General features: G+C 68.6%; 15 protein-coding genes. 5 read left to right on the forward strand and 10 right to left on the reverse strand.

Translation table 11 applies throughout. The features are described 5' to 3' along the window. Window positions 1–41: 41 nt before the first annotated feature. The 6 genes from KIH73_RS02745 to KIH73_RS02770 form a co-directional block, all read right to left on the reverse strand. The gene (locus tag KIH73_RS02745) at window positions 42–533 is read right to left on the reverse strand and encodes a hypothetical protein (protein WP_236022540.1); all 492 of its coding nucleotides are present in this window, start codon (window positions 531–533) and stop codon (window positions 42–44) included. A 158-nt stretch (window positions 534–691) separates the two neighbouring features. Beyond that, the gene (locus tag KIH73_RS02750; protein WP_219080305.1) at window positions 692–1078 is read right to left on the reverse strand and encodes a hypothetical protein; all 387 of its coding nucleotides are present in this window, start codon (window positions 1076–1078) and stop codon (window positions 692–694) included. Window positions 1079–1732: 654 nt separating this feature from the next. Then, on the reverse strand, window positions 1733–2275 hold the full coding sequence (locus tag KIH73_RS02755) for a hypothetical protein (RefSeq protein ID WP_219080307.1): 543 nt from the start codon (window positions 2273–2275) through the stop codon (window positions 1733–1735). Between the two features lie 119 nt (window positions 2276–2394). Beyond that, on the reverse strand, window positions 2395–7272 hold the full coding sequence (locus KIH73_RS02760; protein WP_219080309.1) for an Lhr family ATP-dependent helicase: 4878 nt from the start codon (window positions 7270–7272) through the stop codon (window positions 2395–2397). A 63-nt stretch (window positions 7273–7335) separates the two neighbouring features. Then, a complete protein-coding gene (locus KIH73_RS02765; protein WP_219080311.1) occupies window positions 7336–8511 on the reverse strand; it encodes an MFS transporter in 1176 nt (391 codons plus the stop codon). Window positions 8512–8625: 114 nt separating this feature from the next. After that, window positions 8626–9810: an MFS transporter gene (locus tag KIH73_RS02770; RefSeq protein WP_219080313.1), complete on the reverse strand. Its 1185-nt coding sequence runs from the start codon at window positions 9808–9810 to the stop codon at window positions 8626–8628. A 562-nt stretch (window positions 9811–10372) separates the two neighbouring features. Here KIH73_RS02770 and KIH73_RS02775 point away from each other — a divergent pair. Beyond that, window positions 10373–10864: a DUF2975 domain-containing protein gene (locus KIH73_RS02775; protein ID WP_219080315.1), complete on the forward strand. Its 492-nt coding sequence runs from the start codon at window positions 10373–10375 to the stop codon at window positions 10862–10864. Continuing rightward, window positions 10864–11076: a helix-turn-helix domain-containing protein gene (locus tag KIH73_RS02780; RefSeq protein WP_219080317.1), complete on the forward strand. Its 213-nt coding sequence runs from the start codon at window positions 10864–10866 to the stop codon at window positions 11074–11076. Before KIH73_RS02775 ends, KIH73_RS02780 begins: the two co-directional genes overlap by 1 nt. A 215-nt stretch (window positions 11077–11291) precedes the next feature. Here the strand turns inward: KIH73_RS02780 and KIH73_RS02785 are convergent, their stop codons facing one another. The 3 genes from KIH73_RS02785 to KIH73_RS02795 all read right to left on the reverse strand — a co-directional run bounded on the left by KIH73_RS02785 (window position 11292) and on the right by KIH73_RS02795 (window position 16137). Further along, entirely contained in the window at window positions 11292–13613 is a 2322-nt protein-coding gene (locus KIH73_RS02785) for a DNA gyrase/topoisomerase IV subunit B (protein WP_219080319.1), read from the reverse strand. An 82-nt stretch (window positions 13614–13695) separates the two neighbouring features. Further along, complete coding sequence (locus tag KIH73_RS02790) at window positions 13696–15132, reverse strand: RNA polymerase sigma factor (protein ID WP_236022541.1); 1437 nt, start codon at window positions 15130–15132, stop codon at window positions 13696–13698. Window positions 15133–15264: 132 nt separating this feature from the next. Further along, window positions 15265–16137: a hypothetical protein gene (locus tag KIH73_RS02795; RefSeq protein ID WP_219080323.1), complete on the reverse strand. Its 873-nt coding sequence runs from the start codon at window positions 16135–16137 to the stop codon at window positions 15265–15267. Window positions 16138–16332: 195 nt separating this feature from the next. Here KIH73_RS02795 and KIH73_RS02800 point away from each other — a divergent pair, with 195 nt between their 5' ends. Next, window positions 16333–17394: a polyprenyl synthetase family protein gene (locus KIH73_RS02800; protein WP_219080325.1), complete on the forward strand. Its 1062-nt coding sequence runs from the start codon at window positions 16333–16335 to the stop codon at window positions 17392–17394. A 73-nt stretch (window positions 17395–17467) separates the two neighbouring features. Continuing rightward, window positions 17468–19741, forward strand: coding sequence for a Stk1 family PASTA domain-containing Ser/Thr kinase (locus KIH73_RS02805; RefSeq protein ID WP_219080327.1), 2274 nt, complete (start codon window positions 17468–17470; stop codon window positions 19739–19741). Window positions 19742–20677: 936 nt separating this feature from the next. On the opposite strand, the gene KIH73_RS02810 is transcribed toward KIH73_RS02805, so the two are convergent. After that, window positions 20678–21364, reverse strand: coding sequence for a lysophospholipid acyltransferase family protein (locus KIH73_RS02810; protein ID WP_219080329.1), 687 nt, complete (start codon window positions 21362–21364; stop codon window positions 20678–20680). Window positions 21365–21421: 57 nt separating this feature from the next. Between KIH73_RS02810 and KIH73_RS02815 the strand changes: the two genes are divergently transcribed. Beyond that, window positions 21422–21970: a hypothetical protein gene (locus tag KIH73_RS02815; RefSeq protein WP_219080330.1), complete on the forward strand. Its 549-nt coding sequence runs from the start codon at window positions 21422–21424 to the stop codon at window positions 21968–21970. Window positions 21971–22115: the final 145 nt, after the last annotated feature.

Consider the following 22115-nt stretch of genomic DNA (forward strand, 5'->3'; position numbering starts at 1 on the left):
GACGGGACGAAGGCGGCGAGCCACTGACCGGGACCCGCATGTCACAGTCCGTTCACCTGGCGATACCAGCGGCAATCGGTGTCGTATTGCTCACGCATCACCGAGGTGTCGCCCAGCGCCGACTTATCGATGACCTCACGTTCAAACCCGTGTTCGGGATCCTCGAAATACGTGGCGAACCATGTGGTGTCCACGACTTGTCTGAGCGCTTCCACCGACTCGTAGGCGGCATCCGGGTCGGTGGGCATGGTCTCGAGGACGTGACGCTCGACCGAGCACATCCAGTAGAAGTAGGCCTGCCCCTCGCCCCAGCCATGCTGGTAAAGGTCGCTGCCGCCTTCGCCCATGTCCGCAGGGAACTCGTCGCCTCCCATCAGCGGGAACGGGAAATCGGCGACTGTGGCCTGATACTCGGCGTTGGCGTCATCCCAGTCCATGAACTCGTCCGCCCCCTGCGATGCCGCCCCGCATCCGGCAAGCAGCGTGGCACACGCCACAACGGCGATACCCGCTCGCACCATCCTGTAATCCATGAATATCTCCCTTCGTAAACGACCGACGACGGCCCGCCTTGTAAGCTAGCGTCGTCGGCGTTCAGAGAGTTTCCTCATCCAATCTCATGCGTAGCCCGCTTCGCTATCGAAACGGGCTACGATAACATATGAACGACCAAGCATTCACATACGTCGGATTACAGGACCATTTTTCCTTCCCACTTGTTATCCGCGCCGCTTCGGGGACCCATCCTGCCGTTGAGGGCGTAGCTTCCAGTTGAGCCAAGCCCCCAGACCTTCCTCACGTTGATTTCAGACGCTTTGAACTGAATGGTAGGAGTCTGCTGCACGTCATCCGTGCCACGAAGTCCGAACTGGCTGTATGTTTCAACGTTGTCCGATAACGTCATACTCATCTCTCCCGAAGTATGCCAACGGAACGTTGAATACTGCACCAAGTAACCTCCAGTATTCAGATAGCCGGATACATTGTATTGTGCAGCCTGAGCGGATATCGGCATGACCATCGCGATGGCACAAACGCCGACAACGCATGCAAGCATCCGACGAACTTTGTTCCCCATTGTTGTTCTCCTCATCGATAACTAAAACAATGTAGTTGATATGCCGGCATAATTTACCTTAGAAGACGGGACCTCGCTACTCCACACTGCGTCAAGCATCTCATGACACAACGCGGCGGGCAGCGTCGTATATGTCGACATACAGCGCATCCGGTATATCCGCGGACCGACAATACATGTGTCACAGTCGCGAGCTTCATCGTCGTAGCAGGTCATAGTTCTCCACAGATTCTGATCGATTCCACACAGTTAGGTGCACCAAGCTCCTTCGTAACGCGATGCATATGGGTGGACACCGGGTTGACGATGATATCCAATCGACAAACGATGTCCCTGATAGCGGTGTCACCGTCTGTATAACCTCGCACAATTTGCCACTCCCACACGTTCAACCGGACCACCGTTTTCTCTAGATGGCCCACGAAAAACGCCGCCAGCACGCGATGCGGCTGCTTCGCAATTAACATACTGACATGGGTGCTTCACGACCTTGGCGAGATGATCCTCGCCATCGCGAACGGGGTCGCATCCATACCAACTCTCTCTCCATCGCGCACATCCCCGTTATGCCATGCAAGAGACCACAACACAATATAATTCCGCCAAACCCCACCGTCCCGCTGTCGACGGCAACGGTTGCCCCTCAGCAACGGTTCACTGCCCTGCACTTCCCGCGACAAAGCCGAGGACGGTTTTCGGATTCCGGCAGTCGCATCGCACCGACTCTCCCGAGGAGCAAACGATCAACACGCCGGGAATCGGCCCGCGTATGGCTCGGATCGCCACAACGCTCGACAGCGGGATCGCAACCGACCGACGAAGAAACGGGTTCCAACGCATTCCGTGCCATTCGACGCGATCGGCATAGACGGTCAGGCATGCATGCATGGCGCAGTACAACCGTACGAGCAACGATGCCGCGACGATGGCCAGCAGCGCGGCGCATGACCAGAGCATCGCCCTGGTTCCGATGCCGAATCTTGCGACGTTGCGAATCTCGCCCTGATTGACGTATCCCTGCGTGCCGTCGGCGAATGTCGTGAGATAGGTTTCGCCGGTCTGCACATAGATATCCCATCGGGACAGCGACACCGCCACCAGCAGCGCCGACAACATCGCTGCCGCCACGATCGCGCCGGCCATGATCACACACGCCGATGCGCGGATTCCCCGTGAATGGTAGAGCACTTGCGTCATCGTGACCTCGCCGTGTCGACATAGATATGACGAGCGCCATGATGCGCATATGCCGCACTGCATGCAAGCCGCTGTCAAGGTTCGTTGTCATGACGGCGACCGCTGCCGCGCCTTCCGCGCTACCGGTACAGCTTCATGCCCTGAGGGCAAGGGGTGAAGCCGGCGGCGTGCATGATGCGGGCGCGCTCCGACCGGGCGGTCAGCGGTTCGCCGTCGATGTCGGCGAAGGTGACGGCGCCGAAGTCACGGCTCTGCAGCGCATAGGCGAGTTCGGCGAACGCGCGGCGCAGCACGTCGGCGTCATCGACGAACGTGACGAGGTGGCGGCCCTTCACCGCGGCGTAGACGACCGGCGCGCCGCCGTCGAACACCACCAGCGAGCCGGCGCGGCGCGCCGGTTTGACCGTCTGCGCGTCCTCGCCGCGCGTCGAGGGCTCCGGCCAGGGCACGGCGGCGCCGGTCAGGTCGGCCGGGTCGGTCACATCCACGGCCACGCATGACCGGCCATGCTCCTCGCCCTGGCGGCGCAGCTGGTCCACGGTGTCGCGCCGGGCGAACTGCGCGGCGCCGAAGCCGCGCACGAACATGCCGCGCACCAGCGTGCCGTGTTCCTCCATGCGCCGCAGCACCGGGTACAACGCGGAGAACCCGCCGGGGATCTCCTCGGCGTCAATCAGCGGCGCCGCGATGATGCCGTAGCGGTCGAGCAGCGCCTCGATCCGGGCCAGCGACCGCTGCTCGTTCGTGGCCGTCGTGGACGGCACCGCCGACCACAGGCCCTGCATGCCGGCGGGCGTCGGCGCGGCGACGCGGACGCGACGGCGCATGCGCCCCACGGACACGCTGCGCGTTCTGCGCGCGGAGGTCGCCGCGGTCATCGCGCGAATCGGCGCGAACGAGCTGTTGGTCACCCGTCCCTGCCAGACCAGCGACCACAACGCCTCCTCGAACTGGTCGGACGACCAGGCCCGCTGCACGATCTCGCCGGTCTGCGGGTCGACCGTCTCCTCGCCGGCGCTCCAGGCGGCGCGGGTCAGGTCGGCCAGCCGTTCCGCGCGGAACGCGCCGCCCGCCGACAACACGCGCATCACGGCCTCCGGCAGGGTCGGCATGTCGCCGTCCGGCGCGTTCGCCTCGTCCGGTGTACTTGCCCCGCCCGGTATCACGGTGCCGGGTGCGGGGAGCAGTTCCGAATCGGCCGGGTGGAAGGCGATGCGCCCCGGTTCCCTGGCCTTGGTGTCGGCGGTCTTCGAGCCCACCCACACCACGTCGCCGGAGGCGAGCAGCTCGTCCAGCATCGCAGGGTGGTAGCCGCGCACGCGCGCCGGGAACACCGACCGTTCCCAGACCTGCGCGGGCAGGGCCACGCCCTCGAGCTGCTCGATGACGCGCATCAGCCCGTCGGGGCCGTCGTGCCGTTCGCCGCCGACCGGGCCGACGCCCTGCCTGTCGAGCAGCATCGCCTGGTATGCGGACGGCTCGACGGGCCTGACGGCCTGGCGCGCCTTCCTGAGCGAGCGCGAGCGGATGCGCCGGAACACGTCGCGATGCAGATACTGCACGACGCCGTCGGCCGCCTCGCCGACGAACGTGCCGGCCAGCACCTCGCCCCGGGTCTTGAGCCGGTCGAGCTCGTGCACGGCGCCGGCCGCGTCGATGCCGAGGTCGGCGATCATCGCGTCGGCGGTGAACGGGCCGTGCGTCTTGGCGTAGCGGGCCACGCGCCCGGCGACATCGTGCGCGTCCAGCTCGTTCCAGAACGTACGGTCGCCCAGCTCGCGCTCGACCTCGCGGATCACGCCGGGGTCGAGCACGGTGGACATGTCGGTGGTGCCGAGCAGCCGCTCCAGGGCGTCGAAGTCCAACGACAGCAGCGAGGCGCTGCGTTCGGCCTGCGGCTGGTCGTACTGGTACATGACCTGCCCCACGTAGCCGAACAGCAGGTTCTCGGCGAACGGCGACGGGTCGCGCGTCTCCACGTCGACCAGCCCGATCGTGCCGTCCCGCAGGCCGGCCATGACCCGGCGCAGCGCCGTCATGTCGTAGACGTCCTGCAGGCACTCGCGCGTGGTCTCCAGGATCAGCGGGAAGTTGCGCCGCGTCCGCGCGGCGTTGAGCAGTTGGGCGGCGCGCAGGCGCTGCTGCCACAGCGGCACGCGCCTTCCGGGTGTGGCGCGCGGCAGATACAGCGAGCGCGCCGCGCATTCGCGGAACCGCGAGGCGAACAGTACCGACTCCCCCACCTGCTCGGCCACCTCGCGGTTCACGTCGTCCGGGTCGAACAGGAACAGGTCGGCGGCCGGGATGCGCCCGTCGCCCTGCGGCAGGCGCACGATGATGCCGTCGTCCGCGGCGTACACCTGCCCGTCGTAGCCGTAGCGCTGCTTGATGCGGTTGCTGACGATCATCGCCCACGGCTCGTGCACGCGGCGGCCATAGGGCGAATGCAGCACGACGCGCCAGTCGCCCTCCTCGTCGGGACAGCGTTCGACGACCAGGTTCCGGTCGCTCGGCACCGTGCCGGTCGCGGCACGCTGCTCGTGCAGCAGACGGGCCAGGTTGTCGACGGCGTTGTCGTCCAGGCCGTCGTCGCGCAGCCGCGCCAGCGCGGCCGGCGTGAACCGGGGTCCGGCCGGCCCGGCGTCCGCCCCGCTGCCCGACGCGCCGCCGCCATCGGGCCCGCCGTCGACCAGTTCCACGGACAGCTCACGGACGAACCGCCCCTGCATTGCGCCGAAACCGGCGTCGCGGCCATTGCCCTCGCCATGCCAGAACGGCAGGCGCGCCGTACGGCCAGGAGCCGGCGTGACCATGACGCGGTCGCGGGTGATCTCCTGGATCTGCCAGGTCGAGGTACCGAGCGTGATGACGTCGCCGACGCGGGACTCGTACACCATCTCCTCGTCCAGCTCGCCGACCCGGCGGGGTCCGGGCCCGGCGTCCGACTCGGGCAGGACCACGGTGTACAGGCCGCGGTCGGGGATCGTGCCGCCCGAGGTGACGGCGAGACGCTGCGCGCCGGGGCGCGCGGAGACGACGTCGTCGTCGCGGTTCCACACCAACGCGGGGCGGAACGCGGAGAACTCCTCGGAGTTGTAGTCGCCGGCGAGCATGCCGAGCACCGAGTCGAACACCTGCCGGTCGAGGTCGGCGAACGGCGCCGCCCTGCGCACCGTGGCGTACCAGTCGTCCGGCTTGAGGTCCTCCATGGCGGCCGCGGCGACGGTCTGCTGGGCGAGGATGTCCAGCGGGCAATGCGGCACCGCCAGCGGTTCGATCGCGCCGGCCCGCATCGCCTCGACGGTGGCGGCGGATCCGATGATCTGCTCACGGGTCAGAGGGTAGAACAGGGCGTGCGAGACGCCGCCGACGCGGTGGTCGGCGCGCCCCACGCGCTGCAGGCCCGAGGAGACCGAAAGCGGCGGCGCGATCTGGATGACCAGGTCCACGCTGCCCATGTCGATGCCGAGTTCGAGGCTGCTGGTGGCCACGACGCACCGCAGCCGGCCGTGTTTGAGATCCTCCTCGATGCGCTTGCGCCGGTCCTTGGACACCGATCCGTGGTGCGCCATCGCGATGGCGTGGTCCGGGTCCTGCGGCGGGATGAGGTTCGTGGACGAACCGAGCAGCGCGTCGTAGTGCCGACCTCCCCCGAGGGCGGCGGCGCGCGGGCTGGCGTTGCCGTCCGAAGCGCCGGCGGCCTGCGGCACGCCCGCGCGCCCCCGGCCTTCCGCCGACGATGCGGGGTCCGGGGCGCCGCCAGGCTCCCCGGCCGCATGTCCGGGCATCGCGGCGTACAGGTCGTTCAGCCGGGCGGTGAGCCGTTCGGCCAGGCCGCGGGAGTTGACGAACACCAGCGTGGTGCGGTGCGTGAGGATCTCGTGGAGTACGTGGCGTTCGACGATCGGCCAGATCGACCCGGCCCGCTCGTCGCCCCCGATGCGGGCGTCGGCGATGTCGCAGGCGACCGGGCGATCCGGATTCTGCGGGCCTTGCCGCCCCTGGCCGTCCGGGTCGCGCCGATCACGCCGCGTCGCGCCGGCGCCGGAACCGGAGGAACCAGCGGAACTCGCGGACTGCGCGCCGTCCGGCAGCGCGCCCCGGCGTTCGGCCAGTCTGCGCATCGCCGGCGTGACGCCGCTGATCGGACGGGCCCCGATGCCCTCCGCGGGCACGCCGCCGGCACGCGCCTTCGCCTTGTCCTCATTCGGATCGGGCATCGCCGCGGCGGGCTCGACGATCCGCAGGTCCATGGCCGGCGCCGCCGACGCGTCGACCACCGTGACGGCGCGGCCGCCGCCGAGGTAGCGTGCCGCCTCCTGCACCGGCTGCACGGTGGCGGACAGACCGATGCGCTGCGCCGGCGAGCCGGTCAGCAGGTCGAGGCGCTCCAGGCTCAACGCCAGATGGGCGCCGCGCTTGCTGCCGGCGACGGCGTGGATCTCGTCGACGATCACCGTGCGCACCGTGCCGAGCGTCGCCCGGGCCTTCGAGGTCAGCAGCAGGTACAGCGACTCGGGCGTGGTGACCAGGATGTCCGGCGGGTGCGAGGCCATCGAACGACGCTCGCGCGATGTGGTGTCGCCGCTGCGGATCGCCACGTCGATGGACGGGGCGGGAACGCCCATCGCCTCGCAGGCCGCGGCGATGCCGTCCAGCGGCCGCGTCAGGTTGCGTGCCACGTCGACGCCGAGCGCCTTGAGCGGCGAGATGTACAGGACCGTGACGCCCTTGTTGCGCTTGACGCGGCCGCGATTCGACCCGCCGCCGGCGGACCGCTCCGGTGCGGCGTCCGCATGCCGGCGCATCAGAGCGTCGATCGCGTAGAGGAACGCGGCCAGGGTCTTGCCCGAGCCGGTCGGAGCGACGACCAGCGTATCGCCCCCGGCGGCGATGACCGGCCAGGCCCGGCGCTGCGCCTCGGTCGGCCCCTGTACGAACGCATGCCCGAACCATGCCCGGGTGGGCGCCGAGAACAGATCCATGCATTCGTACATATGTTCGATTATGGCAGGACCCCGAAACGACACGCCGGAACCGGGCGGAACGCCTCCGGCCGTTCAGCCGCGCACGCGGCGCAGGCGCTCGTGCATCACCACCATCAGCACAAGGAACACGCCGAGGAACACCGGGAACAGCGCGATGCTGACATGGTTGGCGATCAGGCCGAACACCGGCGGCATGAGCATCGAGCCGACGTAGGCGCTGGCCATCTGCACGCCCACGATCGCCTGCGACTTGTCCTCGCCGAAATACGCGGGCGTCGAATGGATGATGCACGGGTAGATCGGCGCGCATCCCAGGCCGACGACGATCAGGCCGATGATGACGCCGACGTTGCTCGGCAGCGGCAGCAGCATCGCGATCACGCCGATGGCGACGGTGGCCTGGCCGATGCGGATCATCGTCGGGTCGTCGAACCGCATCGTCATGAAGCCGCTGAGGAACCGGCCGACGGTGATGCCCGCGTAGAACAGGCTGGCCCAGCTCGCCGCGGTCACCGCGTCGATGCCGTGGCCCAGCACCATGTAGCTGCTGGCCCACAGGCCGGAGGTCGTCTCCACCGCCGAGTAGCAGAAGAACATCACGAAGATCTCCTTGGCGCCCGGGATCGCGACGATCTGCCGCAGTGTCAGCGGCTTCTTCGGCCCGTCCGAGGCACCGCCGGGCCGGTCGGCCGCCCCGCCGCGCCGAGTCCGCCACATCGGCAGGCTCAGCAGCAGGATCGCGGTCAGCACGACCTGCAGGATGCCGATGTAGCGGTACCCCCACTGCCAGCCCTGGCCGTTCGACAGCGCGAAACCCATCACATACGGGCCAAGGGAGGCGCCGATGCCCCACATGCAGTGCAGCCAGCTCATATGGTGGCTCTCGTAGTGCAGCGCCACGTAGTTGTTCAGCGCCGCATCCACGGCGCCGGCGCCCAGACCGTAGGGCACGGCAAGCAGCATGAGCACCCAGTAGTTCGGCGCGACCGAAAAGCCCAGCAGCGCCAGCGCCGTGATGCCGACGGAGACCGCCGTGACGCGGCCGGCGCCGAAGCGCAGCGTCAGCCGGTCGCTGAGCAGGGCCGAGACCACCGTGCCGGCGGAGATGACCATGGAGATGCCGCCGGCGAACGAGACCGGCACGTCGAACTGCCGATACATCGTCGGCCACGCCGACCCCAGCAGCGCGTCGGGCAGTCCGAGACTGATGAACGCCAGATAGATGATGGCCAACAGCAGACCGACCATGAAATCTCCTTTGACATACCAACCGGTTAGTAACTATCCGCCATTCTGCCAGCGCACCCGCCGCGACATGCCGGACCGGGCGCCGCCGCCGCGAAGGGCCCGGCGCGGCCGCCGTCACCGGCGCAGGGACAGCAGCCGCTCGTGCATCACCACCATCGCCACCAGGATGACCAGCAGATACACGGGGAACAGACCAGCCGACACATGCTGCGCGATCAGACCGAACAACGGCGGCATAAGCAGCGTGCCCACGTACGCGCACGCCATCTGCACGCCCACGATCGCCTGCGAACGATCCTTGCCGAAATAATCGGGCGTCGAATGGATCACGCACGGATAGATCGGCGCACACCCCAGACCGACTAGCGCGATGCCGGTCAGCGCGCAGGCGATGCCGGGCACCGGCAGCAACAGCAGCACGACGCCCGCCGCCAGCACCGCCTGACCGATGCGGATCATCGCGTGGTCGTCGAACCGCATCGTCATGAAGCCGCTGAGGAACCGGCCGGCGGTGATGCCGATGTAGAACAGGCTCGCCCAGCCGGCCGCCGCTCCGGCCTCGACGCCGTGCCACAGCGCCAGGTAGCTGCTCGACCACAGCATCGCCGTCTGCTCGACCGCGCAATAGCAGAAGAACATGATCAGGATCTCCTTGGCGCCGCGGATGGCGAGCACGTCGCGCACCGACAGCGGACGTCGCTCCGGCGCCGTCTGCCCCGCGTCGGACGGGTCGCCGCCCGACGCGTCGTCGTCACGCCCCTTCCACAGCGGCAGGCTGAACACCAGCACCGCCGTCAGCACGATCTGCACCAGCGCGATGTAGCGGTACCCCCACTGCCAGCCCTGGCCGCTCGAGAGCGCAAAACCCATCACGTACGGGCCGGCGGTCGCACCGAGGCCCCACATGCAGTGCAGCCAGCTCATGTGGCGGCTGCTGAAATGGATCGCCGCATAGTTGTTCAGCGCCGCGTCCACGCCGCCGGCGCCCAGACCATACGGCAGTGCGAACACCAGCAGCAGCCAGTAGTTCGGCGACACCGAGAAACCAAACAGTGCAAGCGCTGTCATAGCCACTGACGCCGCCGTGACACGGCCGGCGCCGAAGCGCAGCGTCAGCCGGTCGCTGAGCAGCGCGGAGACGATCGTGCAGGCGGCGATCGTCATGGAAATGCCGCCCGCGAACGAAACCGGCACGTCGAACTGCCGATACATCGTCGGCCACGCCGAACCCAGCAGCGCATCAGGCAGTCCGAGACTGACGAACGCCAGATAGATGATGGCGAGAAGCAAGCTGGCCATGACCACCTCCAAAACGGCACCGATCGGTTAGCGACATCGCCATTGTGTCATCGCTGTCATGCCGACATGCCGATATCCCGCGCTGCATCCACCCACAGGTCGCCCGGCCACGTCCGACCGCCGCCATGGGTCACGCCGGAGCGAAGCCGTGGGCAAAGTACCCTCCGATCGACACGGAGTATCCCCAGTCGGCGTGGAGCGTTCTCCGGCCGAACCCGCGCGCCCTTTGGCCGATATGAGTCGCCCCCCGACCGGACTGGCGCATCCTCCGGACGAAGCCGGGCATCCTCCGATTCGGGCCCGGCCGTCATCGGCACGCAATCGCGACCCCGAGCGTCCGTAGCTCCTTCCGCGCCATCCTTTCCGGGCGCACGGCGGATCCGCGACGACCCTTGCTCGGTATGTTGTGACGCACCCACAATACCTATCGTTATTCGATAGAGATATATCGACTCTCGATTGCTTCACAGAATTGACATATCGTTATTCGATAGATTATTATCGATTTGCGATACAGTCCCCAACCAAACCACCACCAGGAAACAAACGCAAAGGAGACACCATGTCGCAACGATTCCACCCCGCGACGATCGCCGTGCTCAAAGCGCTGCTGGCGCTGCTGTTCGCCGGCGCGCTCGCCTCGCAGATATGGGTGCTGCCGACGCTGGCGGCACAATGTGCCACCGACGACCCGCCGCACGCCTATCTGCGGATCCCCTATCTCGTCGTCTGCATCGTCGTGGTGCTGGGCTTCGAGACCGCCCTGGCCTCGGTATGGCGGCTGCTGTCGATGACGGCCGGCGGCCAGGTGTTCAGCGGCCGCGCGCTGCGCTGGGTCGACCTGATCATCGGCTGCGCGGCGGCGGACACGGTGTTGGTCGCCGGATTGTTCCTGCACGTCGTGGCCGTGGCGCAGGTCGGGCCGTTCCTCGTCGTGGCGCTGATGGCCGCCGGCGTGGTGTTCGGCGTCGCGTTCACGCTGCTGATGCTCGTGATGCGCGGCCTGCTCGTCGTCGCCACCGGACAGCATGACGAACTCGAGGCGGTGATCTGATGGCCATCCGCGTGAATCTCGATGTGCTGCTCGCCCAACGCCGGATGAGCGTCAACGACTTCGCCGAGGCCGTCGGCATCACGCCCGCGAACGTCTCGGTGCTGAAGAACGGCCGCGCCAAGGCGGTCCGCTTCTCCACGCTCGACGCGATCTGCCGCGTGCTCGACTGCCAGCCCGGCGACGTGCTCGAATGGGTGGACGACGCGGACTGAACACGTCCGGCCCACCACAGTAGGCACATGCCGCGTTCCGTAGGCACCCGCCCCGCGCGATGGCGCCGGCGGCATCGGCGCGATCGCCGGCATTCCGCGGCTCCAATCGCGCACCGCTCCGGCGCCGGGTGCCTACCGAACGCCCAATCTGCCTACCGAGCCCCAGACACGTGTGCGGACCGCAGCGGATGCGGCCCGCACACGTCATACCGCCGTCAGGTGTCGATCTTGGAGCGGTCGAAGTCGTCGGCGTTGTCGACGATGAACTGCTTGCGCGGCGGCACGTCGTCGCCCATGAGCAGGCTGAAGATCTCGCTGGCCTGCTCGGCGTCCTCCATGCGGATGCGCCGCAGCATGCGCGTGCGCGGATCCATCGTGGTGTCGGCCAGCTGGTCGGCGTCCATCTCGCCCAGGCCCTTGTAGCGCTGGATGTCGTCGTTGTAGGCGATGTGCCGGCGGTCGAGCTCGGCCAGACGGCCGGCCAGCTCGTCGTCGGAGTACGTGTAGATGTATTCGCCCTTGTGCGGCCCGGCGAGCGCGATGCGGTGCAGCGGCGGCACGGCGGCGTAGACGCGGCCGTGCTCGATCAGCGGCCGCATGTACCGGTAGAACAGCGTCAGCAACAGGATGCGGATGTGCGCGCCGTCGACGTCGGCATCGGTCATCATGATGACCTTGTTGTACCGGGCCTGCTCGATGTCGAAGCTCGCGCCGGAGCCCGCGCCGACCACCTGGATGATCGCCGCGCACTCCTTGTTCGACAGCATCTGGCTCAGGCTGGCCTTCTGCACGTTGAGGATCTTGCCGCGGATCGGCAGCAGCGCCTGGAACGAGGAGTTGCGTGCGGCCTTGGCGGTGCCCAGCGCCGAGTCGCCCTCGACGATGAACAGCTCGGCCACGTCGTCGTTGCCCGGCTGGCAGTCGGACAGCTTCGGCGGCATCGACGCGGATTCCAGCGCGTTCTTGCGGCGCGTGACCTCCTTGGTCTTACGCGCCTGGATGCGCGCGTGCATCTCGCCGACGATCTTCTCCAGCACGCGGCCGGACTGCTCCTTATAGCCGCGCTTGGAGCCGGTGATCATCTCGCCGAACTGCCTGTCGGTCATGCGGGCGACGATCGGCCTGACCTGCGCGGTGCCGAGCACGTCCTTGGTCTGGCCCTGGAACTGCGGCTCGGCGATGCGCACGGTGACGACGGCGACCAGGCCGGCGAGGATGTCGTCGCGTTCGACGCGCATCGAGCCGTCCTTGAGGTTGACCTTGAGCCGGCGCGCGTTGTCCTCGACGGCCTTGCGGATCTGCTTGGTGATGCCGTTGAGGAAGCCGTCGACGTGCATGCCGCCGCCCGGCGTCTCGACCACGTTGACGAAGCTGCGCATCGTCGTGTCGTAGCCGTTGACCCAGCGCAGCGCGATGTCGACGCCGCAGGTGCGGGTCACCTTGCGCGCGTGCAGGTCGCCGTTCTCGTCGACGGCCTGCGTCTCCTCCTCGTACGTGTCCTCGCCGGTGATGCGCCAGATGTCGGACACCGCCTCGCCCTTGGACAGGAAGTCGACGAAGTCCCTGACGCCGCCGGTGTGGAGGAACTCCTCGACGCGCGCATGCGGGTACCGGCGGGGCCCGGCGGCGGGATCCGCGGCCGCGCCGCCGTCGGCGGGCGCCGGGGCGGTTGCGCCGTCCTCCGGCGTGGCTTCGGCGTCGGACGCGGCCTCGCCGGGCGCCGGGGCGTCCGGGACCGCGGGCTCCGCGGGGGTGGCCTCCCCGGCGTCGCCGCCCTCGACGCCGTCGATCTCGCGCACCGCGTCCACGGCGTCGTCGCCGGTTTCGGGGATGTTCTCGTCGATGACGGTGATCCGCAGTCCGGGCACCAGGAAGCTGGTCTGCCGCACGCGGTCGATGAGCTGCTCGTAGCTGAATTCGGCGGTGTCGTTGAAGATCTCCGGATCGGCCCAGTATCGGATGCGCGTGCCGGTGGTCTTCGGGCTGACCTTGCCGATGATCTCCAGTTCGGTCGCCTTGTTCTTGCGCGTGCGCTTGAACGGCGAGTCCGGCGACGGATGCGCCGGGTCGGGGTCGCTGTACACGCCCGGGTGCCCCTGGTGGAAGGCCATGTGGTGCGTCTTGCCGTCGCGGTCGACCTCGATGTCCAGGCGCGAGCTCAGCGCGTTGACCACCGAGGAGCCGACGCCGTGCAGGCCGCCGGCCGCGTTGTAGGAGGCGTTGCCGAACTTGGCGCCGGCGTGCAGCTTCGTGAGCACGACCTCGACGCCGGTCAGCTTGGTCTTCGGCTCGATGTCGACCGGGATGCCTCGACCGTTGTCGGCGACCTCGATCGACCCGTCGTCGTGCAGGGTGACCGTGATGTGGTCGCATGCGCCGGCGAGCGCCTCGTCGACCGAATTGTCGATGATCTCCCACAGGCAGTGCATCAGCCCCTGGCTGTCCGTGGTGCCGATGTACATGCCGGGGCGCTTGCGCACCGCATCGAGTCCCTCAAGGACGGTCAGACTGTCGGCTCCGTAGTTTTCCTTCGCCATGGTCCCCATTCGTTCGTTCATCGATGTGCCTCCCCGCGACGGGGGGAGGCACCTGGTCGTCATCGCTTCCGTCCCGGCCGGATCACTGGTCGAGGAAGTCGCGCAGGGTCTGCGAGCGCGACGGATGGCGCAGCTTCGACATGGTCTTCGACTCGATCTGGCGGATGCGTTCGCGGGTCACGCCGTACACGCGGCCGATGTCGTCCAGCGTCTTGGGCTGGCCGTCCTCAAGGCCGTAGCGCATCTTGATCACGCCGGCCTCGCGAGGGCTGAGCGTCTCCAGCACCTGCTTGAACTGCTCCTGCAGCAGAGAGAACGCCACGGCGTCCGACGGCGCGATGGCGTCGGTGTCCTCGATCAGGTCGCCGAACTCCGAATCGCCGTCCTCGCCCAGCGGGGTGTGCAGCGAGATCGGCTCGCGGCCGTACTTCTGCACCTCCTGCACCTTCTCGACCGGCATGTCGAGCTCGCGGGCCAGCTCGTCCGGCGTGGGCTCGCGGCCCAGGTCCTGCAGCATCTGGCGCTGGACGCGGGAGAGCTTGTTGATGACCTCGACCATGTGCACGGGCACGCGGATCGTGCGGGCCTGGTCGGCCATGGCTCTGGTGATGGCCTGGCGGATCCACCACGTCGCGTAGGTCGAGAACTTGAAGCCCTTCTTCCAGTCGAACTTCTCGACCGCGCGGATCAGGCCGAGGTTGCCCTCCTGGATCAGGTCGAGGAACAGCATGCCGCGGCCGGTGTAGCGCTTGGCCAGCGAGACGACGAGTCGCAGGTTCGCCTCCAGCAGGTGGTCCTTGGCCTTCTTGCCATCGTTGGCCGCCCACTTGAGCTCGCGCCTGCGCTTGAAGTCCATCGTGTCGCCCTCGGTGTCCAGCAGGTGCTGGGCGTACAGGCCCGCCTCGATGCGCTCGGACAGGTCGACCTCCTGCTCGGCGTTCAGCAGGCTGACGCGGCCGATCTGCTTGAGGTAGTCCTTGACCGGGTCGGCGGTGGCGCCGGCGGCGACCACGCGGCGCTTCGGGTTGCCCGACGGGGTCAGGTTGTCGTCGTCGTCATCGTCGCGCACGATGAACGCGCCCTTCTCCTTGGGGGTTTCGGGCGCCTTGCGCTTGGCCTCCTCGTCCTCCTCGTCGTCGTCCTCGGGTTCGGCGTCGTCCTCGTCGTCGAGGTCGGCGTCATCGTCGACGCCTCCGTCCACGTCGTCGAGGTCGTCCTCGAGGTCCTCGAGGTCGGCGTCGTCGACCTGGTCGTCATCGTCGAGCAGCTCGTCGTCCTTCACCTGCTCGTCGGCCTTCGGCGCCGCCTTCCTCGCGGTGGCCTTGCGCGGGGTCTTGGTCGCGCTCCGCTTCGCCGCCGCGGTCTCCTTGGCGGCGGTCCTGGCCGTGGCGCTTTTCTTCGTCGCAGACGTGGCGCGCTTCGTCTTCGAGGCGCTCTTGCGCGCAGTGGTGGCCTTCTTCGCGGATGAGGCCTTCACTGCGGTCTGCTCGCCCTGTTCCGTCGTTTCCTTCGTGGCCAAACTCGTCCTCCTGCATGTTCCTGCCCGCATGCGCCTACCATAGAGACACACTTCTGGCAAGGGCAAATCGTCAACTATTGGAGTTAACCACCTTCCAAGGACGATTATTCCCGCGTTTTCCCGCTCCGCGTATTATGCCCCTGCCCTCGCGCGCGGCGCCGGACGGGCCGTCGGCTCCCCATGCCACGCCGGGTACATGCCCCGGCGCAGCGCGCCCAGCACGATCGAGGCCAGCGAGCACCGCCCGTCGAGCGCCAGCGCCTGCAGCGCGTGCCCCATGGCCGAGGCGTCGCCGTTCCACCAGCGCACGTATGCGATCGCGGCGAGCGGCTGGACGCGGAACCGGTCCGGCGCGCCCGCCGCCATATGTTCGAGCATCGCGACGCCCTTGAGGCACCGCGACCGGTCCGGCCGACCGTCCGGGTCGCGGAAGGCGCGGGACAGCATCCCGCCCATCCGCCCGCACGCCCGGGGCGTGTGCGGGCGGCGGACGAAGTCCATCAACACGGTCTTGTCCAGCCCGTCACCGCCCGTCACCAGCGACACGATCAGCGCGTCGCGGACGGCCAGGGTCTCCGCCATGCCGACCGTCAGCGCATCCACGCTGACGGGCCGCAGGCGCCGGCGGGCTCCCGTGAGGTTGTCGACCCAGTCGTCGATGGCGCCGCCGGCCCATTCGCCGTCCGCCGTCCGCGGCCCCCGTTCCCTGCGGTCGGCCCGATACGCGGCGGCGAGCCGTTCCAGACGCGCTCCACGGTCCTCGCCGCCACATGCCGCATCATTATTGCGGATCACCACGCCCGCCGTGGCGACCTCTCCCGGCACGGCGGTCTCTCCCGGCACGGCAGATGCACCGGTCATTGCGGCCGTACCGGTGACTGCGGCCGCCCCCGTCACGGCGGCCGCATCCGCCGTCGCGGCCTCACCCATCGTCGCGGCCTCACCCATCGTCGCGGCCGCATCCACCGCTATGGCCGCATCCGTCATCGTCGTCATATCCGTCATGGCGTCCCCCTTGTCCGTCGCCGTGATGCACCCCTCGCCGGCGCCGCGCCGGCCCTCGCCCCGGATGTCACGCCCCAGTATGCCGGATGCGGCCCCATGCGCGCCATGTATATGGGCCATTGTGGTCGAAGGTTTTCCTTCGCCGGCGTTCCGCCGTTCTTGTCTTGTCGGGCGACTGTGGATAACCTCATAGCTATGAGCAACCCGGATTTGGATCTGATCGAGCGGCGCATCGCCGACCTGGTCGAGGGCTTCGCCACCGCACCGGACGCGGCGACGGCCGACGCGACGTGCACGCGGATGCTGGAGGCCACCGCGCGGCAGGCCGTGGCCTCCAGCGAGGGCGGCAAGCGGCTGCGCGCGCTGCTGGCGATGGACGCCTACGCCGCCGTCGGGGGCGACGACGCCCGGACCGACGCCGTGCGCGACCTGGCGTGCGCGATCGAGGTGTTCCAGACCGCGGCGCTCGTGCACGACGACATCATCGACGACTCGGACCTGCGCCGCGGCAGGCCCGCCGCGCACAAGGCCCTCGGGGCGCAGTCCGGCGACCCAGCGCTCGGCGTCGGGCTCGGCATCATGCTCGGCGACATGCTCGCCACCGCGAGCGTGGACATCGCCGACACGGCCGCCCGCGCGCTGCCCAACGCCGACGAGATCGTCCACGCGTTCCTGGCCATGCACCGCGAGGTGGAGATCGGCCAGGTCCTCGACCTCGCCGCCGCGCTCGGCCCGCTCGACGACCCCGAACGCATGGCGGCCACCGCGCTCGACGTCTCCCGCTGGAAGACCGCCAGCTACACCACCATCGCCCCCATCGAGCTCGCGATGCTCGCCGCCGGCGCGAGGCCGGGCGACGCCCGCGAGCGCGCCCTCGCCATCGGCGGGTCGCTCGGCCTGGCGTTCCAGATCACCGACGACCTGCTCGACGTCGTGGGCAACAACACCGGCAAGCCCATCGGCGGCGACATCCGCGAGGGCAAGCGCACCGTGCTGCTCGCCGACGCGCTGGCCCGGGCGACGCCGCAGGAGCGCGACGAGCTCGTCGCCGCCTACGGCGCTCCGTCGCGCGACGACGGCCGGGTCCGCCGCGTCATCGCGCTGTTCGACGCCACCGGGGCCGTCGGGCGTTCCCGCGAGCGCATCGCCGGGCTGTGGGAGCGCACGCGGGACGCGATCGACGCCCTGGGGCTGCCGCAGGAGGGCCGGGACCGGCTCGTCGCGGCATGTGCCCGTTTCGTGCCGACCGTGCGCTGACGACGTTCCGGCACGGCCAGCATGTAGACTTTGAACAGGACCATCCGCAAGACAAGGAACCGTACATACCGCCATGACTGAAGCCGCGAACGCCCCCGAGGGGCTTGTGATCGAAGGACGGTACCGCATCGTCCGCAAAATCGCCGAAGGCGGCATGGCCACGGTGTACCAGGCGGTCGACGAGCGCCTCGACCGCACCGTCGCGATCAAGATCATGCACACCCAGCTGGCGCAGGGCCCCCACCGCGACCAGTTCGTGGAGCGGTTCCGCCGCGAGGCCAAGTCGGCCGCGGCCATCGCCAACCCGCACATCGTGCAGGTCTACGACACCGGCGAGTACCAGGGGCTCGACTATCTGGTCATGGAATACGTGCACGGCGTCAACCTGCGCCATGAGATGAACGTGCAGCACACGTTCAGCGTGCGCGAGACGCTGCGCATCGTCTCCGAGACGCTGGACGGCCTGTCCGCCGCGCACCGCGTGGGCGTCGTCCACCGCGACATCAAACCGGAGAACATCCTGCTCAACGACCGCGGGCATGTGCAGATCACCGATTTCGGCCTGGCCAAGGCGGCCTCCCAGGCCACGCTCTCGTCGACCGGCATGCTGCTGGGCACCGCCGCCTACCTGGCCCCGGAGATGATCGAGCACAACCAGGCCACGCCGCAGGGCGACCTGTATTCGGTCGGCATCACCGCGTGGGAGATGCTGGCCGGCGTCGTGCCGTTCACCTCCGACAACCCGGTCACGCTCGTGTTCAAGCATGTGCACGAGGACGTCCCCTCGCTGCTCGGTCCTTGCCCGGACATCGATCCGGCAGTCGCCCGGTTCGTCGCGCACCTGACCGCGCGCGCGGTCGACGCCCGTCCGGCCGACGCCTCCGAGGCGCTGCGCGAGCTGCGCGAGCTGAGCGCCACGCTGCCGATCCCGTCATGGCAGTACCGCCGGCAGGACGACGCCGCGGCCGATACGCCGGTCGGCTCCCCCGCGATCGCCCCGCTCCCCGCGCCTCCCGCTCCCCCGACGGCCGGCGAGACCGCCCAGGCGGCCGCCGACGAGACTTCAGCGGCCGTGCCCGCGGATTCCGCCCCGGCCGACGCGCCGGCCGGAATCGCCGAGGCGCAGGCCGCCGCGCAACCGCCGGCGCCCACGCAGACCCTGCCCGCCGCCGCGCAGACCCGCGTCATGCCGCAGCAGGCCGCCGGACCGACCGACGCCGCCACCCGCATGATGCCGGCCGTCGGGCGGTCCGGCGAGTCCACGCAGGTCATCGGCGCGCAGGACGGCGCGCCGGCCGACGACGCGGCCGATAACGCCGTGGAGGCCCCCGATGTGTCCGACGGCGCGACGGCCCCGCGCCGCAAGCGCCGCCGCGCCGTCGTCATCGCCGTCGTCGCGGCGGTGCTCGTCGTCGCGGCCGCGGTGGGCGGCGCCGGGTTATGGTGGTACTTCCGCGGCCCGGGCAGCTACTGGACGTTGCCGCAGCCCACCGACGTCACCTGCGCCGAGAACGAGGCGTGCCCGGTCACGAACGCCGACTGGAGCGAGTACGAGAGCACGCTGAAAGTGGCGGGCATCCCGTACACCGTCAAGGAGGACTACAGCGACACCGTCGCCGAGGGCGACATCATCGCCACCTCCCCCGCGAACGTGGGCGACCATGTGAGCAAGCGCAACGACGAATCGGTGACGGTCACCGTGTCGCGCGGCGTGCGCCAGGCCACGATCCCCGACGACATCCTCGACCCGACCAGCGACGCCGGCAAGGACCCGATCTCCGCGCTGCGCAGCGCGGGCTTCGACAATGTGACGCACGACGAGGCCGACGACGAGTACTCGCTGACCGTGCCCGAGGGCGCGGCGCTGAGCGTCAGCCCCGACCCGGGCACCACGCTGGACCACAACGCCGAGGTCGTCGTCACGCTGTCCAAGGGGCCGATGCCGGTGACCATGCCCACGGTGGTCGGGCTGACGCAGGACGAGGCCGAGTCGGCGTTGTCCGCGCTCAACCTCGCCGCGAACGTGTCCGAGGAGTACAGCGACTCGGTGGCGCAGGGCGAGGTCATCTCCGCCTCCGCGAACGAAGGCGACGAGCTGCACTGGGGCGACAGCGTGGACCTGGTGGTCTCGCGCGGCCCGCAGATGGCCTCCGTGCCCAACGTGGTCGGGCAGAGCCGCGATTCCGCCGTCCAGCAGCTGGAGCAGCTCGGGTTCTCGGTGAAGACCGAGGGGCTGTTCGACGGCAACGGCATCCTGGGGCTGGTGCAGCAGCAGAGCGCCACCGGGTCGACGCGCCTGCGCGACACGAGCGGCAACCCCACGGTGATCACGCTGACCATCGTGTGAGCCTCGCGGGACGCGGACCGTCTTTGCCCGGGCAACGGGCATTAGGCCATCCTTGCATGAGGCCGGCGGCCGTTGCGTGAGTCGGCATATGGCTCGCGACAATCGGCATGGGCCCCCACAGCCGACGTATGGTCGGATCGTAACCGGCGCCGCATCGGCATGGGCCATGCATCGAGGGCGCACGACGGCGTGGACTGTACGACCGGCGTCCATCGGCATGGAAACCGATTCAGAACCAGCACGAAAAGTCCGCACGAGGCCGGGCAAGAGCCCGCGTGATGCAAGAGCCCGCGTGATGCAACAGCCCGCATGATGCAAGAGCCCGCATGATGCAACAGCCCGCATGGGACCGGTGCACAAGCCTGCATGCAGCCGGCCGTGGTACGGAATCCCATCATCGCCGCATCAGGGCTTCCGTACCGTACCGCGGTACGGTACGGTATCCACAGCGTTGGAATCAAGCCATTTCTGGCACCGTACCGTACCATGGTACGGTACGGTGCGATTCAGAGGGCGCTCAGGCGGTTCCGTACCACGAGGATGGATGCAGATAAGTCATCTACGCCATCCGTGCCTCATGCGATCCGCACATGACTCCGGAAAACAATCACCCGCACAAGCAAACGCATCTGCGCCTTGTGTAATCCGAGCATGATGCAGGGTTCGAATCGCGTCATCCAATCGTCTGTGGCGTCCAGGCCCATGAAGGCCGGGCCGAGCGATGCCGCAATCGGCAGCCTCGATGGCGCCCAGGCCCACGCGGTCCGGGCCGCATCGTGCCCGGACCTTGCCTTATCCGGACCATATATCGACCAAGACGCATGCCGTCCGGCCGCCGGGATCTCCAAGCCATGCCCATCGGCGACCGCATGCGCACTGATCCCCACGCGGTCCCGTCAGGCCCGGAACCGCCACGGACCACCTGCCCGGGCCGCCTTACTGCGCGGCCTGCTGCTCCTTGAGACGCTTCTTGACGTCCTGCGCGTACTCGTCGACGTACTCCTGACCGCTCATCCGGCCGATCTCGGCCACGATGCGGTCGGTGAGCGCGCGCAGCTCGTCGTGCGTGACCTCGGCCTTGCGCTCCACGGGGATCGGCTTGCCGTAGATGATCGTCGTGCGCCCCTTGCCCGGGATGACGGTCCCCGGCTTCTGCAGCTCGCGCGAGCCGATGATCGCGGTGGGGATGACCGGGCAGCCGGTCTCGAACGCCAGGCGGGCCGCGCCGGTGTGGCCGCGGTACAGGCGGCCGTCCGGGCTGCGCGTGCCCTCGATGTGGATGCCGAACAGGTGGCCGTCCTCGATGATCTCGCGCGCGTGGTTCAGCGCGCCGAGCGACTTCGAGCCGCCGGAGCGGTCGACCGGGAACACCCCGACCGACGTGAACCACCACTTCTTGAACCTGCCCTTGATGCCCTTGCCCTCGAAATACTCGGCCTTGCCCATGAAGTGGATCATGCGCGGGCAGGTGATCGGCAGCAGCGCGTCGTCGATCACGGCCAGATGGTTCGCCGCGACGATCGCGCCCCCGTGCCTCGGGATGTTCTCCAGCCCCTTCACCGTCGGTCCCAGACGGCGCCGCGCGACCCAGCCGAATCCTTTGACGAAGAACCAGTACAGCATCGTAAAATTCCTCCTCCTGAACGCGGGATGGCGTCACGCTTGGCTAGAGTGGTGGCTATGACTGAGAACAACAATAGCAACGCGGACGACGAACGCCCAAACACCGCGCCGCAGGGCGGCGGCCCGGATTTCGACGCCGACTGGGCCGCGTTCGCCGCCGAGCACGCCGACGATCTGGGCGACGTCGAGCGCTCGCGCAACGCCAGGCGCTTCGAGAAGCACGCCAAGCGCAAGGAGAAGGAGGCGCTGCTGTCCGTGGACGACCTCGACGCGAGCGCCTTCGCCGGGAACGCCGGCCACGGTCCGCGCGACTTCACCGGAACGAGCTGGCTGGACACCGACGACGTGATGGACCGGTACGGCGACCCGTTCACGCCGCCGAATCCCGAGATCGGCCCGGTGAAGGCGTCCCGTCTGGTGTTCTGGATCCTGCTGGTCGCCGGCGTCGCCGGGGTCATCGCCTCGGTGTTCGTGCCCGCGCTGACCGGCGTGGTCGGCACGATCGCCGGCGTCTGTGTGCTCGTCGGCGGCGCCGGCCTCATCTTCCAGCACAAGGGCCACAGCGAGACGCGCACGGACGTCTTCGACGACGGCGCCCGCGTCTGACCGGCCGGCGGTCGGCCCGCGGCACGGGCAGACGAACGACGCCATACGAACGACGCAAGGAGCGCGTGCACCCACCGATACGGGTGCACGCGCTCCTTGCGTATGCGGGCCGAGCCATGCCGGCCACGGACGAGGCGTCACGTCC

The organism is Bifidobacterium phasiani, assembly GCF_019331775.1.
GTDB lineage: Bacteria > Actinomycetota > Actinomycetes > Actinomycetales > Bifidobacteriaceae > Bifidobacterium > Bifidobacterium phasiani.

Bases quoted from the DNA above. Each gene is read 5' to 3' on its own strand.
- KIH73_RS02745 (WP_236022540.1), bottom strand. From the start codon at position 533: ATGGATTACAGGATGGTGCGAGCGGGTATCGCCGTTGTGGCGTGTGCC.
- KIH73_RS02750 (WP_219080305.1), bottom strand. From the start codon at position 1,078: ATGGGGAACAAAGTTCGTCGGATGCTTGCATGCGTTGTCGGCGTTTGT.
- KIH73_RS02755 (WP_219080307.1), bottom strand. From the start codon at position 2,275: ATGACGCAAGTGCTCTACCATTCACGGGGAATCCGCGCATCGGCGTGT.
- KIH73_RS02760 (WP_219080309.1), bottom strand. From the start codon at position 7,272: ATGTACGAATGCATGGATCTGTTCTCGGCGCCCACCCGGGCATGGTTC.
- KIH73_RS02765 (WP_219080311.1), bottom strand. From the start codon at position 8,511: ATGGTCGGTCTGCTGTTGGCCATCATCTATCTGGCGTTCATCAGTCTC.
- KIH73_RS02770 (WP_219080313.1), bottom strand. From the start codon at position 9,810: ATGGCCAGCTTGCTTCTCGCCATCATCTATCTGGCGTTCGTCAGTCTC.
- KIH73_RS02775 (WP_219080315.1), top strand. From the start codon at position 10,373: ATGTCGCAACGATTCCACCCCGCGACGATCGCCGTGCTCAAAGCGCTG.
- KIH73_RS02780 (WP_219080317.1), top strand. From the start codon at position 10,864: ATGGCCATCCGCGTGAATCTCGATGTGCTGCTCGCCCAACGCCGGATG.
- KIH73_RS02785 (WP_219080319.1), bottom strand. From the start codon at position 13,613: ATGGCGAAGGAAAACTACGGAGCCGACAGTCTGACCGTCCTTGAGGGA.
- KIH73_RS02795 (WP_219080323.1), bottom strand. From the start codon at position 16,137: ATGACGGATATGACGACGATGACGGATGCGGCCATAGCGGTGGATGCG.
- KIH73_RS02800 (WP_219080325.1), top strand. From the start codon at position 16,333: ATGAGCAACCCGGATTTGGATCTGATCGAGCGGCGCATCGCCGACCTG.
- KIH73_RS02805 (WP_219080327.1), top strand. From the start codon at position 17,468: ATGACTGAAGCCGCGAACGCCCCCGAGGGGCTTGTGATCGAAGGACGG.
- KIH73_RS02810 (WP_219080329.1), bottom strand. From the start codon at position 21,364: ATGCTGTACTGGTTCTTCGTCAAAGGATTCGGCTGGGTCGCGCGGCGC.
- KIH73_RS02815 (WP_219080330.1), top strand. From the start codon at position 21,422: ATGACTGAGAACAACAATAGCAACGCGGACGACGAACGCCCAAACACC.